Source organism: Streptomyces sp. PsTaAH-124, assembly GCF_000373685.1.
Taxonomy (GTDB): domain Bacteria; phylum Actinomycetota; class Actinomycetes; order Streptomycetales; family Streptomycetaceae; genus Streptomyces; species Streptomyces andamanensis.
Window position 1 is genome coordinate 310,318 of the sequence record NZ_KB892158.1, and the last position, 14,973, is coordinate 325,290.

Genomic DNA, 14,973 nt, shown 5'->3' on the forward strand with positions numbered 1-14,973 from the left:
CGGATCCCGGTGTCCGGCACGGGGCCGAGGCGGCGTCAGCCCAGCAGCGCCGCCACCGCCACCAGGACCGGTACCGACAGCACCGTCGAGAGCAGGATCGACTCGCGGGCCAGGTCCTCGCCGACGCCGTACCGGCTCGCGTAGGTGAAGAGGTTCTGCGCGGCGGGCAGCGCCGAGGTCACCACCACGTCCAGCAGCGCGGCGCCGTGCAGTGCGAAGACGCCCGCCGCCAGCGCCCAGGCGGCCACCGGCTGGCCCACGGCCTTCAACGCCACCGACAGCAGCACCGGCCGGCGGTCGAGCCCCCGGCCGGGCGCGGCGCTGCCGCGCAGCGCGATGCCGTACGCCAGCAGGACGGCCGGGACGGACATGTTGGCGATCAGGGTCAGCGGCTCCAGCACCGGGCCGGGAAGGGGCAGCCCCGTCCCCGAGACCAGGACGCCGCCGAGCGCGCCCACCGCGATCGGATTGCGCAGCGGGGTGAGCAGCCGCCGCCACAGCGGCCCCTTGTCGCCCGCGCCGGTCAGGTCGAGCACCGTCAGCGCGACCGGGGTGACGACGATCTGCTGGAACAGCAGCACCGGCGCCACCAGGGAGGCGTCACCGAGGACGTACGCGGCGATCGGGATGCCCAGGTTCCCGGAGTTGACGTAACTGGAGCACAGCGCGCCGATGGTGGTGCGGCCCACGCCCCAGCGGCCTACGGCACCGGCAGCGACGAACACCCCCGCTGCCGCCGCCGTGCTCAGCGCCGTCACCAGCAGCCGGCTGGAGAACACCACGGACAGATCGGCGCGGGCCAGCGTGGTGAACAGCAGGGCCGGGGTCGCCACCTGGAAGGCCAGCCGGGTCAGCACCTCGCGGCCCTGCTCGCCGAGCGAGCCGCGCCGGCCCAGGACGTACCCCACGCCGATGACCACGGCGATGACCGCGAAACCGGTCAGCACCCCCTGCACACGGCCCCCTCGGCGGTCGGCGGTCCTGCGGGTGTCGGGGGCGGCGGGGGTCCGTGGCGCATGCCGCCCACCCTCCGGCGGGGGAGGGCGGGCGGTCAATGTGATCTCCGCCCGGTCGCCCGCGGATCAGCGGCGCAGGCCGTCCGGCAGCCGCTGCGGCGGGAGTTCGGGGTTCCCGTCCGCGCCGGTCGGGGTGTTCTCCGGGTAGCGGGCGCACTCCGCGGCGGCGGACACGGCGAGCCGGCCGCCGGGGAGGGCCCTGGCGTACAGGGTCGCGCCGCCGCCGGGCGGCACCGTCCGCAGGGTGGTCCTCTGGTCGGCGGTCGCGTTCTCGGTGACGTCCCAGCCCTGCCGCCGCAGTTCGGTGGCCGCCCGCCGCAGCGCCGACTGCCCCGCGGAACCGGGGACGTTCTTCAGCGTCCACCGGCTGCTCACGGTGACCACGCCGGGCATGTTCGGCGGCGTGTCGCTGAACTGGTCCGCCAGGTGGCTCAGACCGGTGTAGGGGCAGTCGGACTCGGCCCGGCGGCGCGGGCTGCTCGTGGGCGCGTCGTCCAGCTCGGCGTCCGGCAGGGCGAGGGCCGCGTAGACCTCCTGGGCGCGGGCGTCCAGCCGGTCGGCGGTGACGGCCGGGTCGGCGACCGGATAGGCGTCGCCGTCCCACCACTGCCGCGCCGTCAGCCCCGCGCCGAGGCTGAGCACGGTGGCGAGCGCCGTCAGCCCCACGGCCACCGTCACCCGGATACGGCGCGAGCCGGCCGGACGCGGACCGGAGACGGCCGCGACGGGCCGCGCGGGCGGCGCGGGCGGTATGGGCGGGGCGGACGGGGCGAGCGGACCTCGTGTCATGGGCAGCATGCTGCCGGGCGACGGCGGGCCGGACATGGGCGCGCGTACTCACACCGCGTACTCAAGGGCGTACTCAAGGAGGCGCGGGGTGCTCCCGGGTGGGCGCAGGACCGGAACACACCGGGCCGCGCAAAGGAGTTCGGGCCGGGGCGTGCCGATGAGTCCGGGCCGTCGCGGGCGTCTACCGCACGTGGATGCCAGGACACCCGCCGTGCTCGTGCTGACCGGCCCCGTCACGCGTGACGAGGTGGCCGGGCTCTGCGCCGCCGTACATGCGCTGCTGGAAGGGGGAAGGCTGCCCGGGGTCGTCGTCTGCGACGTCGGCGGGCTGGGACCGCCGGGCCTGTGGGCCGTGGAGCTGCTGGCACGGCTCCAGCTGGCCGCCCGCCGGTCCGGCGGCCGGATCCGGCTGCGCGACCCCGACCCCGCGCTACCCCTGCTGCTCGACCTGGTCGGCCTCGCCTTCGAGACGGAGGGGCAGCCCGAACAGCGGGAACCACCGCTGGGTGTCCAGGAAGCAGTGGAACCCGGTGATCCGGCCCGCTGAGATCTCCAGCACCTGCACCGCCCACGGCGCGTAGCCGCCCGCTTCCGGGTCCGGCTTGTACTGGGCGAAGGCGGGCAGCCCGTTGGCCCGCACCGGCACCAGCCGGGAGTCCGCGCAGGCCGCGCCCATCGTCGACATGAAGCCGGTGATGTCGGACGGCCCGGTCAGCCACAGGTCGAACGGCGGCATCGTCATGACCGCGTCCTCGTGCAGCAGCGCGGTCAGCGCCGTCATGTCGTACCCCTCGAACGCCTGCACATAGCGCTCCAGGAGCTTCTGCTGCTCCTCGTCCAGCGGGTCGGACACCTCGGCGTCCGCGCCGCTCTCCGCCCGCTCGGCGAGGGTGGCGCGGGCCCGCTGGAGGGCGCTGTTGACCGAGGCGACCGTGGTGCCGAGCAGCTCGGCGGCCTCGCTCGCCCGCCAGGCCAGCACCTCGCGCAGGATCAGCACGGCCCGCTGCTTGGGCGGCAGCCGCTGGAGCGCGGCCATGAAGGCGAGCCGCACGGACTCCTTGGCGACGGCCGCCTCCGCCGGGTCCCCGGCCGCGGGCAGCACCCGGCTGTCGGGCACCGGCTCCAGCCACACATGGTCCGGGCGGGGCGCCAGGGCCGCCTGCGCCAGCGGTGCCGACTCGGTCAGGTCCATCGGTCTGGCCCGCTTGCCGCCCGCCTTCAGCATGTCCAGGCACACGTTCGTCGCGATCCGGTACAGCCAGGAACGCAGGCTGGAGCGGCCCTCGAACCGGTCGTGGCTGCGCCAGGCGCGCACCAGGGTGTCCTGGACCGCGTCCTCCGCCTCGAAGGACGAGCCGAGCATGCGGTAGCAGTAACCGGTCAGCTCGACGCGGTGCTTCTCCAGCTGTGTCGCGAGGTCCGCCGTCGCCGCCGTGCCGTCGCCCATCGTCGTCCACCCACCCCTGTGGCCGTCCCGCCGGAGTGCGTCGTCGCACCCGACACCCCGGAAGCTACCGCAGCCCACTGACAACGGCCCCCGGAGCCGGGAGAACGGCAGGTCAGGAGGGGGGCGAGGGAGCCGGTGCCGGTCCGGCTCAGGCCACCGCCGCCTCGCGCCGTGTCTCGCGCCGAGCGGCGCGCCGGGCCGCGTGCGAGCCGAGCGCCGTGATCGCCACGACCCCCGCCACGGCCAGCAGTCCGACGCCGACGGTGCCGTCCCAGCCCTGGCCGTGGAAGGCCGTCGCACCGACCGTGCTGCCCACGCTGGAGCCGATGTAGTACGCGGACTGGTACAGGGCGGACGCCTGGGCACGGCCGTGCGACGCGGTCCTGCTGACCGCCGAGGAGGCCACCGCGTGCCCGGCGAAGAAGCCCGCGGTGATCAGGACCAGGCCCAGCAGCACGGACACCAGCGAGTCCAGCACGGACAGCAGCAGGCCCGCCGCCGTCGTGGCGCCCGCCAGGTACAGGGCGCCCCGGCGGCCCAGCCGCCCCACCAGACGGCCGGCCGTCGACGCCGACACCGTGCCCACCAGGTACACCAGGAAGATCGAGCCGACGATGCCCTGCGGGAGCGAGAAGGGCGCCTCGGTCAGGCGGTAGCCGATCACCGTGTAGACGCCGCCGAACACCGTCATGAACAGCGCGCCGATCGCGTACAGGCGGCGCAGCAGCGGGTTCGAGAGGTGGTCGCGGACCGTGCCGGCCAGCACCCGCGGGCGCAGCGAGCCCGGCGTGAAGTGGCGCGGCGCCGGGAGCAGCAGGCGGAAGGCCACCGCGCACGCCACCGCGATCGCCCCGACGAGCCCGACCGCGACCCGCCAGCCCCACTCCTGGGCGGCCCAGCCGGTGATGACCCGGCCGCTCATCCCGCCGACGCTGTTGCCCGCCACGAACAGGCCGATCGCGGTGACCAGCGCCTTGGGCCGGACCTCCTCGGCGAGATACGCCTGCGCGGAGGCGGGCACCCCGGCCAGCGCGGCGCCCTGGAGGGCCCGCAGCACCACCAGCGCGCCCAGCGACGGGGCGAAGGGCACCACCAGGCCGACGGCCACCGCGACCACCAGCGACGCCGTCATCACCGTACGCCGTCCGAAACGCTCCGAGAGCGCGCTCATCGGCAGGACGAACAGGGCCAGGCCGCCGGTCGCCGCCGCCACCGTCCAGCTCGCCTCGCTCGCCGCGACCCCGAACTCGCCGGAGATCAGCGGCAGCAGCGCCTGCGTGGAGTACAGCAGGGCGAAGGTGGCGACCCCGGCGAGGAAGAGGGCGAGGCTCATCCGGCGGTAGCCGGGACCGCCGGGCGCCATCCGCGAGTCGGCGGAGGAGACGGAGGAGGCTGAGGAGAGGGACGAGGCCGGGGAGGCGGAGGAGACGGCGGGGGAGGCGTCCACGGCGGTGGACGCCCCGGTATCGGCGGGAGACATGCTTCGACGGTAGGAAGGACGCCTTCATCCGTCCAATGCACGGACTCGCCATAATCGTTCCCATCGTGCATCAGCAGAGGTCACAGGGGCGTCTGTCACCGTCCGGTGACACAGAAGTCATGACAGAGCGGACCAGTGAGGAGATCACGCGGCTGCTCGCGCCCCGGCTCGCCCACTTCGCCGGGGTCGCCCGCACCGAGCACGTCACCCGCGCCGCGCAGGAGATGCGGGTCCCGCAGTCCACGCTGTCGCGGGCCATGGTCCGGCTGGAACAGGACCTCGGCGTCGACCTGTTCGCCCGGCGCGGCCGCACCGTCTCCCTCACCCCCGCCGGACGCACCTTCCTCGGCTCCGTGGAACGCGCCCTCGCCGAGATCGCCCGCGCCGCCGACGAAGTGCGCGCCGACGCCGACCCGGCCACCGGCAAGGTCGCCTTCGGCTTTCTGCACACCATGGGCGCCGAGACCGTGCCCGGCCTCCTCCAGGCGTTCCGCGCCGACCACCCCCGGGTCCGCTTCAGCCTGGTCCAGAACTACGGCGAGGCCATGCTGGAGCGGCTGCGCGCCGGTGAGCTGGACCTCTGCCTCACCTCTCCGGTGCCCGAAGCCCCCGACCTGGTCGCCCGCCGCCTCGACGAGCAGAAGCTGCGCCTGGTCGTCCCGGCCGGGCACCGGCTCGCCGCCCGGCGCCGGATCCGGCTGGCCGAGGCCGCCGAGGAGACCTTCGTGACCCTGGAACCGGGCTACGGCATGCGCCGGATCGCCGACGCGCTGTGCCGGGAGGCCGGGTTCACCCCGCGCATCGCCTTCGAGGGCGAGGAGACGGAGACCCTGCGGGGCCTGGTCGCCGCCGGGCTCGGCGTCGCCCTGCTGCCTCCGCCCGCGGTCCCCAGGCCCGGCGTGGCCGAGCTGACGGTCACCGCTCCGCGCGCGGTCCGCGAGATCGGCGTGGCCTGGCTGGAGGGACATCCGGACACCCCACCGGTGGCCGCGTTCAAGAAGTTCCTGCTCTCCCGGCGCGGCAGACTGCTGCCGTGACAGCCGTGACACGGGACGGCCCGGTGCGGCCCGCGCACACGGGCCGCACCACCGCGACCGGCTACCGCCGCCGCAGCGTCGTGCCGAAGCCCGCTGCCAGCGGCATCCGCAGTCCCAGCGGTGGCGGCGCGGCCAGCGCGTCCTGCACCGGCCGGGAGAAACCCCGGTCGAACAGCGCGCCCAGCACGAAGTCGGCGGTGAGCGCGGCGACTTCGCTGCGGTACTGGCGTAACCCGTGCCGGTCGGAGTGGACCTCGAAACGGCACACGTCCCGGTTCGCCTTCTTCGCGCGCTCCGCGAAGCGGAAGGACAGCTCGGGGTCGGTGCGTTCGTCGTTGGTGCCGTGCACGATCAGCACCTGGCGGCCGGCCAGCTGCCGGACCGGTTCGGGTGAGGCGGCGACGTCGTCCTCGGGCAGCCAAGGGGCGAGGGCCACCACGGAGTTGACCGCCTCGTGACCGGCCGAGCACAGCGCCGCCCGGCCGCCCATGTCGAGCCCGGCCAGGCACACCGGGACATCGCCGTAGCGCCGTACGGTCTCCTCGACGGCCCAGGTGGCGTCCTGCGCGAGATGCGCCTCGCCGCCGTTCCAGCCGCTGTAGCGGTAGTGGACCACGTGCGCGGCCAGCCCCTCGGCGCGGCCCGCGCGGGCCAGCCCGCGCCCCAGGGTCCGTACCGAGGCGGCGGCCAGCACCGCGGAGGGTCTGCGCGCGGACGTCTCCCGGCCGGCCGGGAGCAGCAGCACCACCGCGCTCACCGTGGCCGGCTCCGGGCCGAGCGTCCTTCCCAGCCGGGCCGTGCGAACCGGCGTCGCTTGCTGTGCCATGGCAGAACAGTGTCAGAAGGCTCCGTGTACGCGACCCGTCCGTGCGGTCACCGTTACGTATCGGCGGCTGTGCGAAGGCCCGTACCGGACCGGAGGGAGCGGCGCGCGCACGGCGCTTTCTACGCGCGTAGGGCATAGAGTGCGAAAATGACGAGCCAGCCTGCCCGCCCGGGGAACGCGCCGGGCCGTGACCAGATCCGCCGGGCGCCCAAGGTGCTGCTGCACGATCACCTCGACGGCGGGCTGCGGCCCGCGACCGTGGTCGACCTGGCCCGCGCCACCGGCTACGACCGCCTCCCCACCACCGATCCGGAGAAGCTGGGCCTGTGGTTCCGCGAGGCCGCCGACTCCGGGTCGCTGGAACGGTATCTGGAGACCTTCTCCCACACGGTCGGCGTGATGCAGACCCGCGACGCGCTGGTGCGGGTGGCCCGCGAGTGCGCCGAGGACCTCGCCGCCGACGGTGTCGTCTACGCCGAGGTGCGCTACGCCCCCGAGCAGCACCTGGAGGGCGGCCTCGGTCTCGAGGAGGTCGTCGAGGCGGTCGACGAGGGCTTCCGGGAAGGGGAGCGGGCCGCGCTCGCCGCCGGGCGGCGGGTCCGGATCGGCGCGCTGCTCACGGCGATGCGGCACGCGGCGCGCTCGCTGGAGATCGCCGAACTCGCCGACCGGTACCGGGACGCGGGGGTCGTCGGCTTCGACATCGCGGGCGCCGAGGCCGGTCATCCGCCCACCCGGCATCTGGACGCCTTCGAGTTCCTGAAGCGGGCCGACAACCACTTCACCATCCACGCCGGCGAAGCCTTCGGGCTGCCGTCCATCTGGCAGGCGATCCAGTGGTGCGGCGCCGACCGGCTCGGGCACGGGGTGCGGATCATCGACGACATCGAGGTCCGCGAGGACGGCACGGTCGCGCTCGGCCGGCTGGCCGCGTACGTCCGCGACAAGCGCATCCCGCTGGAGCTGTGCCCCAGCTCCAACCTCCAGACCGGCGCCGCCGCCTCCTACGCGGAGCATCCGATCGGGCTGCTGCGGCGGCTGCACTTCCGCGCCACCGTCAACACCGACAACCGTCTGATGTCCCACACCACCCTGAGCCGGGAATTCGAGCACCTTGTCGACGCGTTCGGCTACACGCTCGACGACATGCAGTGGTTCTCCGTCAATGCGATGAAATCAGCGTTCATTCCTTTCGATGAACGTCTGGCCATGATCAACGATGTGATCAAGCCCGGATATGCGGCACTGAAATCCGAATGGCTGTTCCGGCAGACCGCTTCCACCAGCGGTTCTTCCACCCCGGAAGGCTGACGGCGGGATATCCGGGGTGACGGCGGGGAGAGTGGCTTTCACCATCCGTCCGCAATTCGATGTTTGCGGTACGGCACTCGCCGTGTTTACGGTCGAGAACCGCTCAGTCCCCCGTCTTCCAGTCAAGGACGCGTTTACATGAAGCAGTCTGCCGTCAAGACCCTCGGTGTCGCCGCCCTCGGCGCCGCGTTCGCCGCGGCGGGCGCCGGCGCCGCGAACGCCGCCCCGGCCGCCCCGGACGCCGGCCAGGCGCTGGGCACCGTCAGCAAGGCGCTCCCCACCGAGAACGTCACCAAGGCGCTGCCGGGGGCCGGTCAGGCGCTCGACCAGGCCAAGCCGACCGTCGCGACGGGCCTCGCCGCCGCCCAGCCGGTGGCCCAGAGCATGCTCGAACACGGCCCGACCGCCCCGGTCGCCGGTCTGCTCGGCGGCCTCCCGGTCAAGGGCCTGCCCACGCACGGCCTCCCGGTCAACGGCCTCCCGCTGGGCTGATCCGGCGCACCCGGCCGACCGGCCGACCCCTCCGGTCCGGCCGGTACGCCGGTCCGGCCGCACACCGGTCCGGCCGGTACGCCGCCGGGGCGCACCCCTGCTTCAGGGTGCGCCCCGGCGGCGTACGTCCACCGCGTCGGCTACCACGCCGTACGGCCCGGCCTGCCCTCGGCGGGCAGCAGGATCCACAGGGCGAGATAGAGCAGGCACTGCGGTCCGGGCAGCAGGCAGGACAGCAGGAAGATCACGCGCATCGTCGTCGCGGAGGTGCCGAAGCGCCGGGCCAGCGCGGCACACACCCCGCCGATCACGCGGCCGTTGGTGGGACGGGCAAGGGCGCTCATCTCGATGCCTCCGTGGGCTGTCGGTGCGGGCCCCGGCGGGACCCCCTCATGACCTCCACGCTACGGAGACGAAGGGGATGAAGCGTCGCTCTACGGGGCGATCCCGACCCTGGGAATCGTCGGGGTCCGACCCTGAGCCGTCTCCTCCACGGGCACGGTCCGCCGCTGCGGCCGCCCGGCCCTGCGGCGCAGCCGGGCACGGACCGCCGGGACGACCGCCCCGTACACGAGAGCCACCCCCGCGGTGTTCAGCAGTATCGTGTCCACGTCCACCACCCGGCCGGGCACCCCCGACTGAAGCAGCGCGATCCCCACGGACACCAGCGCGCCCGCCGCGGTCGTCCGCAGCCCGGACGGCAGCGGACGGGAGTCGATCCGGCCGTGCGCCATCGGCAGCAGCACCCCCAGCGGTGCCAGCAGCACCAGCCCCTCCCCGATCCGCCGGACCGCCTGGGCGCCCCCGAGGGCGAGATCGGCGCGGAGGGTGGTGAGCGGGCGCAGATTCGCCGGCATCACCCAGGGGACGTCCAGCGGACGCAGCATCAGCCAGGCGACGAAGGCGAGATGGGCGGCAAGGAGGACACTCCCTGCCACACGGACGCGGAACGCGGCACTGCCGCAGGCGGACCCTTCAAGCTGCACGCCCCCCAAGACGCGGCGCTCCCCACGATCGGTTCCGCCCCCGGCCCGTACCCCGGTGAGTCCCGCGCCACACCCGGACCCGTCCGGCCCGTACGGTGGCGGGCAGGGCCCCAGCGCGTACGGCCCGGCGCGTACGGCCCAATGCGTACGGCCCGGCGCGTACGGACCCGTCCGGCCCCTGCCCCCTGCCCCGCCCCTGCCGTACGGCTCTCAGGAGCCCGTGACCTCCGAGGACGGGGGCTTCGTCGTGCCGGGGCGGGAGCGCAGCTCGTCGGTGCACGCGTAGCGGCTCAGGCGGACGTCGCCGGGGCCGCCGAGGACCACCGAGCCGTCGCCCTCGGCCGCCGCCGAGTCGGAGAGCGTGCAGACGATCTGCGCGAGCGCGTACGGATCGAGGCCGCCCGGCGCGGTGCTCAGCCGCAGACTGTCCTCGGGATCCTTGGGACGCGGCCCGGCGACGGTCAGACCGGCCGGGACATGTGTGGTGTACCCGGCGGCCTGTTCGGCGGCCGAGGGCGGCGCCGCGAGCTGGCCCAGCAGCCCGCGGGCCACGATCAGCCGCCGCTGCGCGTCCGCCGCGCCCTCCGGCACCGGCACCACGCGGTCCACCGTCACCAGCGAGGCACCGCAGAGCAGGAACGCCTGCACCGGCACCCCGCGCGAGGTCTGCGTCACCACGTCCGGCTGGGACAGCGAGCACGGCACCCGCGACGGCGCGCCGCCGAAGTCCGTGGGCACCCCGGTCGGCCGGATCCCGCAGCCGGCCAGCAGCAGGGCCAGCGCGGGCAGCGCCAGCAGCGCCCCGCTCGGCCGACGGCTGCGGTGACTTCGGTGGTTCCGGTGGTTCCGGTGTGCGGACGCCCAGCGCCCTCGGGTCCCGCGCGCCCTCACCGGGCACCCCCCTTCGCGTTGCCCGCCGCGCCCGCGCCGTGCCGTCCGTCGCCCTCCGCGCCGTCCCCGGTGAGCGCGGAGGCGTCGCGCGGCAGCCGCAGCGTGAACACCGCGCCGCCGTCCGGCGAGTTGGCCGCGGTGATGTCGCCGCCGTGGATGTGCGCGTTGTTCAGCGCGATGGACAGACCGAGACCGCTGCCCTCCGAACGCGGCCGGGACGCGCTGGCCTTGTAGAACCGGTCGAAGACATGCGGCAGGACGTCCTCCGGGATGCCCGGCCCGTGGTCGCGCACCTGGATGACGATCTGCGCGCCCTGTTCCGCCACGGCGCCCGGCTCCCGCTCCCCGGCGGACTCCGGCGCCCCGGACGGCTCCCCGCCGTCCGACACCCGCACCGACACCCGCACCGGCGAGCCGCCGTGCTTGAGCGCGTTGCCGATCAGATTGGCGAGGATGACGTCCAGCCGCCGCGGGTCGAGCTGCGCGTGGATGCCCCGTTCGGCGTCCAGCTCCACCGCGTCCAGCCAGGCCCGCGCGTCGATGCACGCGGTGATCTGGTCGGCGATGTCGACGTCGTCCAGGACCAGCCGCGCCGTGCCCGCGTCGAAGCGGGTCACCTCCATCAGGTTCTCGACCAGGTCGTTCAGCCGCCGGGTCTCGCTCACCACCAGCCGGACCGCCGGTTCGATCATCGGATCGATACCGCCGCCCTCGAACTCCAGCTCCTCCTCCAGCACCTCCGTCACGGCGGTGATGGCGGTCAGCGGCGTCCGCAGCTCATGGCTCATGTCCGCGACGAAACGCCGCGACGCCTCGTCCCGGGCGGCCATGTCCGCGACGCGCTTCTCCAGCGCTGCCGCCGCGTTGTTGAACGTACGGGAGAGATCGGCGAGTTCGTCCGTACCGGACACCCGCAGCCGGGTGTCGAGCCGGCCCTCGCCCAGCCGCCGCGCGGCCACCCCGAGCCGGTGCACCGGCTTCAGCACAGTCGTCGCCGCGGCCTGCGCCAGCAGCGCCGCGCCGACCAGCGCCAGCGCGGTCGCGATCCCCAGCGACCAGGCCAGCGAGTTGAGATCCTTCGCCTCCGGCTCCAGCGACTTCAGCATGTAGCCGGTCGGACCGCCCCCGATCACCTTCGTACCGGCCACCAGATACGGCGTGCCGTGCAGCGTGACGCGCTGCCAGTACAGGTGGTACGGGGACTTGTTCGACGAGGAGAGCGACTGCGCCTTGTCCACCGCCGCGCGCAGCGAGGCGGGCACGTCCGCCAGCGAGAAACCGCTCAGCCCGCCCGAACTGGCGTACACCGCGTGCCCGTCCGCGTCCTGGCCCACCAGCAGCACACTGAACCGCTGGCTGCTGCCCGCCATCTGCCCGGCGGTGTGCTGCAACCGGTCCTGGGTGGTGTGCACCGGCAGCGTGCCCGCGCGGTTCTGCATCTCCTGCCGGAAGTCCCGCAGCACCGCGTCCTGCGCGCGCGTCAGCACCGCCTCGCGGTTGAGCCAGTACGCGATCCCCGACGCCGACACCGCCGCCGTCAGCGCCACCAGCGCGAACACCACGACCAGCCGCAGCCGCAGGCTCGTGAAGCGCCACCGCGACAGCACACCCTTGCGTCCCGCGGCCCAGCCGCCGGACCCCCCTTGCTCCTTCGTCACTGAGGCGCGTCCAGGCGGTAGCCGACGCCACGCACGGTCCGGATCAGCGTCGGCGAGGACGGCACGTCCTCCACCTTGGCCCGCAGCCGCTGCACACAGGCGTCCACCAGCCGCGAGTCGCCCAGGTAGTCGTGCTCCCACACCAGCCGCAGCAACTGCTGCCGCGACAGCGCCTGACCGGGCCGCCGGCTCAGCTCCAGCAGCAGCCGCAGCTCGGTCGGGGTCAGCTGGAGGTCCTCGCCGTTCTTCGTCACCGTCATCGCGGCCCGGTCGATGACCAGGCTGCCGAAGGCCGCCGCGTCGTTCGCCTCCCGCTCGCCGCGCCGCAGCACCGCCCGGATCCGGGCGTCGAGCACCCGCCCCTGCACGGGTTTGACGACATAGTCGTCGGCACCGGACTCCAGACCGACCACCACATCGATGTCATCGCTGCGCGCCGTGAGCAGGATGATCGGCAACTGGTCCGTGCGCCGGATGCGCCGGCACACCTCGAACCCGTCGATGCCGGGCAGCATCACGTCCAGCACGATCAGGTCCGGCCGCTGCTCGCGCAACAGCTTCAGACCGTCCTCACCACTGGCAGCGGTGGCCACCCGGTGACCCTGGCGCGTCAGTGAGAGCTCCAGGGCCGTCCGGATGGCGTCGTCGTCCTCGATCAGCAACAGGGAAGGCACGGGCCTCATTCTGGCCCATGCGGGCCCGGGGTTTCGACACCCGTACGGCTTCGCACCCCTCCGCCGCCGGACCGGACCCCTGTGACAGGTCTGTGACAGTCGGCGGACATCGCCATGAAGTGCCCCCGGCAGGCTTTTCGACACAGCACGAGAGCGATCCGAACACCAGAGGTCCACCGACGGGAGGCGCGAGATGAACCCGCTGCACAGCACCAGCACCAGCGCAGTGGTCACGCGTCTGCACGACGTGACCCGCGGATCGGAGAAGTCCGGTGCCCAGAGCCTGCGGGGGTGTGCTCGCGGCACCGGGCGTCAGCACGCCGCCTATATGACGGTCGTGGACGCACCCACGGGGGAGACACACGGGGGAAGCGCGTACGGGGAGGGCTCGGGGGAGCGCCGCACCGTGTCGGAGGTGGAGTTCACCGCCTACGTCCAGGAGCGCCGCGCCTCCCTGTACGCCACCGCCTACCACCTCACCGGCGACCGCTACGAGGCCGAGGACCTGCTCCAGAGCGCGCTGTTCTCGACCTACCGGGCGTGGGACCGGATCAGTGACAAGGCGGCGGTCGGCGGATATCTGCGCCGCACCATGACCAACCTGCACATCAGCGCCTGGCGGCGCCGCAAGCTCAACGAGTACCCGACCGAGGAACTGCCGGAGACGCCCGGCGACACGGACGCGATGCGCGGCACCGAACTGCGCGCCGTCCTGTGGCAGGCGCTCGCCCGGCTGCCCGAACTCCAGCGCACGATGCTGGTCCTGCGCTACTACGAGGGCCGCACCGACCCGGAGATCGCGGACATCCTCGGCATCAGCGTCGGCACGGTGAAGTCCAGCATCTGGCGCTCGCTGCGCCGGCTGCGCGAGGACGAGGTCCTCAGCTTCGGCCGTGACCACGAGGAGTCCTTCGGCGAACTGGTCGCCTGAGCCGGTCCACCGGAGGTCTGGGGGAGGAACGGGGGAAGCACGGGGGAAGCACGGGGGACGGGGAAGCAGGGGGAAAGGAAAGAGAAGGGATACGGGGGAACAGGGGAAGCAGGGAACACGGGGGAAACGAGCGGGGCTGGAGGGCCGGGGGGTCCTTCCGGCCCCGCTTTCCGTTTCCGTGTGCGCGCCCGGGGTGCGGCTGTGCGGGGCGCGGCGCCGCGGGGTGCGGCTACGCCGCCGTACGCGTCCGCACCTGCCGGCCCGCCGCGGCGGCCGCGAGCCGGCTCAGGGCCTCGTCGCGGCCGCAGGCGTGCGCGCCCAGGGAGACCTGGCGGGCGACGATCGCCCGCTCGGTCCGCAGCAGCCGCCAGCCCCGGCGCAGCAGGAACGGCACCGACTTGCGCCCCTCCTTCAGATCCCGCAGGAAACGCCGCCGGAAGGTGGTCACCGGCCCCCGGGCCAGACAGAGCGCGTCGGCCAGCACGCCCCGCTCGCGGCAGCGCTCCACGATCTCCGCGGCGAAGATCCCCTCCGCGACGAACAGCGGCGTGCGCCCGATGTGCAGCGTCTCCTCGCCGGTCCGGGAACTGGACGCGATGTCGTACACCGGGACCCCGGTGCTGCCCGTCGCGCAGAGCCGCACGATCGCCTCCACGGCGACCTCCGCGTCCCACGAGCCGGGATGGTCCCAGTCGATGTCCGAACTCCCCGCCACCAGCGGCAGCGTGGGGTCGTCCCCCTCCTTGTAGAAGTCGTCGAGACGCAGCACAGGCAGCCCGGAACGGGCGGCGACCAGGGACTTGCCCGAACCGGAGGGGCCGCAGAGCAGCACGACGCGGGCGGGTGACGGGGGATGAAGGCTCACGGAACACCAGTTTGACGCATGGTTGCCCGGGTGCCGAGAGGGCGGGTCGGCTTTGGTGCGTGGGATGGGTCTCAACTACCCTGTGCGTTGTTCTCGTTACTCTGCGCATCAGAAGGTGGCATCAGAAATGGCCCGACACGCGTCCGCTTCCCGTTCCGCCGTCCGGCGTGTACTGACCGCCGTGACGACCATCGGTGTCGCTCTGGGGGCGGGTGTGGTGTCCGCCGAGGCGGCGAGCCTGCCGGTCGTGGGCGGTGACTACGAGACGGGGTCGCTCGGCAAGGTCGACCCGCAGGCAGGGGCCCAGGCGCTGGCCGGGACGGTCGGGTACATCACCGGGCCGGTGGCCGGGCTCAAGCCCAACCCGCTGGCGGGGACCGGCGTCGACCCGCTGGACAACGGCGTCGGCACCCAGCTCGCCGACTTCAAGCCGCTGACCTCGCAGATGCTCACCGGTCCGGTGGCGCAGGCGCCGTCGGTCGGGAGTGTGCCGGTGGTCGGGCAGGTGCTCGGCGCGGTGCGCTGACCCGGTCGCGCCGACCGCTCGCGTGCGGAGAGCCGCGCTCCCCC

Annotated in this window: 17 protein-coding genes; 6 read left to right on the forward strand and 11 right to left on the reverse strand. The window is 73.8% G+C overall.

Annotated features, from left to right (window positions below):
• Window positions 1-35: 35 nt before the first annotated feature.
• Entirely contained in the window at window positions 36-956 is a 921-nt protein-coding gene (locus B086_RS0103640) for an AEC family transporter (RefSeq protein ID WP_026252062.1), read from the reverse strand.
• 126 nt (window positions 957-1,082) lie between these two features.
• Window positions 1,083-1,805 (reverse strand): hypothetical protein, encoded by a 723-nt coding sequence (locus tag B086_RS0103645; protein WP_158690360.1) that lies wholly within the window; start codon window positions 1,803-1,805, stop codon window positions 1,083-1,085.
• 157 nt (window positions 1,806-1,962) lie between these two features.
• Here B086_RS0103645 and B086_RS42505 point away from each other — a divergent pair, with 157 nt between their 5' ends.
• Window positions 1,963-2,352, forward strand: a complete 390-nt coding sequence (locus tag B086_RS42505) for an STAS domain-containing protein (RefSeq protein ID WP_158690361.1) — start codon at window positions 1,963-1,965, stop codon at window positions 2,350-2,352.
• On the opposite strand, the gene B086_RS0103655 is transcribed toward B086_RS42505, so the two are convergent.
• Complete coding sequence (locus B086_RS0103655; protein ID WP_018565043.1) at window positions 2,236-3,252, reverse strand: sigma-70 family RNA polymerase sigma factor; 1,017 nt, start codon at window positions 3,250-3,252, stop codon at window positions 2,236-2,238. The two genes, B086_RS42505 and B086_RS0103655, sit on opposite strands and share 117 nt — an antisense overlap.
• A gap of 148 nt (window positions 3,253-3,400) precedes the next feature.
• Window positions 3,401-4,732, reverse strand: coding sequence for an MFS transporter (locus tag B086_RS0103660; protein ID WP_018565044.1), 1,332 nt, complete (start codon window positions 4,730-4,732; stop codon window positions 3,401-3,403).
• A 62-nt stretch (window positions 4,733-4,794) separates the two neighbouring features.
• On the opposite strand from B086_RS0103660, the gene B086_RS0103665 reads away from it, so the two are divergent.
• On the forward strand, window positions 4,795-5,769 hold the full coding sequence (locus B086_RS0103665) for a LysR family transcriptional regulator (protein WP_026252064.1): 975 nt from the start codon (window positions 4,795-4,797) through the stop codon (window positions 5,767-5,769).
• A 61-nt stretch (window positions 5,770-5,830) separates the two neighbouring features.
• Here B086_RS0103665 and B086_RS0103670 read toward each other — a convergent pair whose 3' ends face one another.
• Window positions 5,831-6,595: a hypothetical protein gene (locus B086_RS0103670; protein WP_026252065.1), complete on the reverse strand. Its 765-nt coding sequence runs from the start codon at window positions 6,593-6,595 to the stop codon at window positions 5,831-5,833.
• 147 nt (window positions 6,596-6,742) lie between these two features.
• Here B086_RS0103670 and B086_RS0103675 point away from each other — a divergent pair, with 147 nt between their 5' ends.
• Both B086_RS0103675 and B086_RS0103680 read left to right on the forward strand, forming a co-directional pair.
• Window positions 6,743-7,906 carry an adenosine deaminase gene (locus tag B086_RS0103675; protein ID WP_018565047.1) on the forward strand — a complete coding sequence of 388 codons (1,164 nt, stop codon included), beginning with the start codon at window positions 6,743-6,745 and terminating at the stop codon, window positions 7,904-7,906.
• 138 nt (window positions 7,907-8,044) lie between these two features.
• Window positions 8,045-8,398: a hypothetical protein gene (locus B086_RS0103680; protein WP_018565048.1), complete on the forward strand. Its 354-nt coding sequence runs from the start codon at window positions 8,045-8,047 to the stop codon at window positions 8,396-8,398.
• A 140-nt stretch (window positions 8,399-8,538) separates the two neighbouring features.
• On the opposite strand, the gene B086_RS0103685 is transcribed toward B086_RS0103680, so the two are convergent.
• From B086_RS0103685 to afsQ1, 5 genes are all read right to left on the reverse strand, one after another.
• Window positions 8,539-8,742 (reverse strand): PspC domain-containing protein, encoded by a 204-nt coding sequence (locus B086_RS0103685; protein ID WP_018565049.1) that lies wholly within the window; start codon window positions 8,740-8,742, stop codon window positions 8,539-8,541.
• A 90-nt stretch (window positions 8,743-8,832) separates the two neighbouring features.
• On the reverse strand, window positions 8,833-9,384 hold the full coding sequence (locus B086_RS0103690; protein WP_026252066.1) for a VanZ family protein: 552 nt from the start codon (window positions 9,382-9,384) through the stop codon (window positions 8,833-8,835).
• Window positions 9,385-9,594: 210 nt separating this feature from the next.
• Window positions 9,595-10,182, reverse strand: a complete 588-nt coding sequence (locus B086_RS0103695) for a hypothetical protein (protein WP_026252067.1) — start codon at window positions 10,180-10,182, stop codon at window positions 9,595-9,597.
• Between the two features lie 89 nt (window positions 10,183-10,271).
• A complete protein-coding gene (locus B086_RS0103700; RefSeq protein ID WP_018565052.1) occupies window positions 10,272-11,933 on the reverse strand; it encodes a sensor histidine kinase in 1,662 nt (553 codons plus the stop codon).
• Window positions 11,930-12,607 (reverse strand): two-component system response regulator AfsQ1, encoded by a 678-nt coding sequence (gene afsQ1 / locus B086_RS0103705; protein ID WP_158679181.1) that lies wholly within the window; start codon window positions 12,605-12,607, stop codon window positions 11,930-11,932. Before afsQ1 ends, B086_RS0103700 begins: the two co-directional genes overlap by 4 nt.
• Window positions 12,608-12,800: 193 nt before the next feature.
• On the opposite strand from afsQ1, the gene B086_RS0103710 reads away from it, so the two are divergent.
• Window positions 12,801-13,538, forward strand: a complete 738-nt coding sequence (locus tag B086_RS0103710; protein ID WP_018565054.1) for a SigE family RNA polymerase sigma factor — start codon at window positions 12,801-12,803, stop codon at window positions 13,536-13,538.
• Between the two features lie 229 nt (window positions 13,539-13,767).
• Here B086_RS0103710 and B086_RS0103715 read toward each other — a convergent pair whose 3' ends face one another.
• Window positions 13,768-14,403: a uridine kinase family protein gene (locus tag B086_RS0103715; protein WP_420712525.1), complete on the reverse strand. Its 636-nt coding sequence runs from the start codon at window positions 14,401-14,403 to the stop codon at window positions 13,768-13,770.
• A 127-nt stretch (window positions 14,404-14,530) separates the two neighbouring features.
• Between B086_RS0103715 and B086_RS0103720 the strand changes: the two genes are divergently transcribed.
• Window positions 14,531-14,929 carry a hypothetical protein gene (locus B086_RS0103720; RefSeq protein WP_018565056.1) on the forward strand — a complete coding sequence of 133 codons (399 nt, stop codon included), beginning with the start codon at window positions 14,531-14,533 and terminating at the stop codon, window positions 14,927-14,929.
• Window positions 14,930-14,973 lie beyond the last annotated feature (44 nt).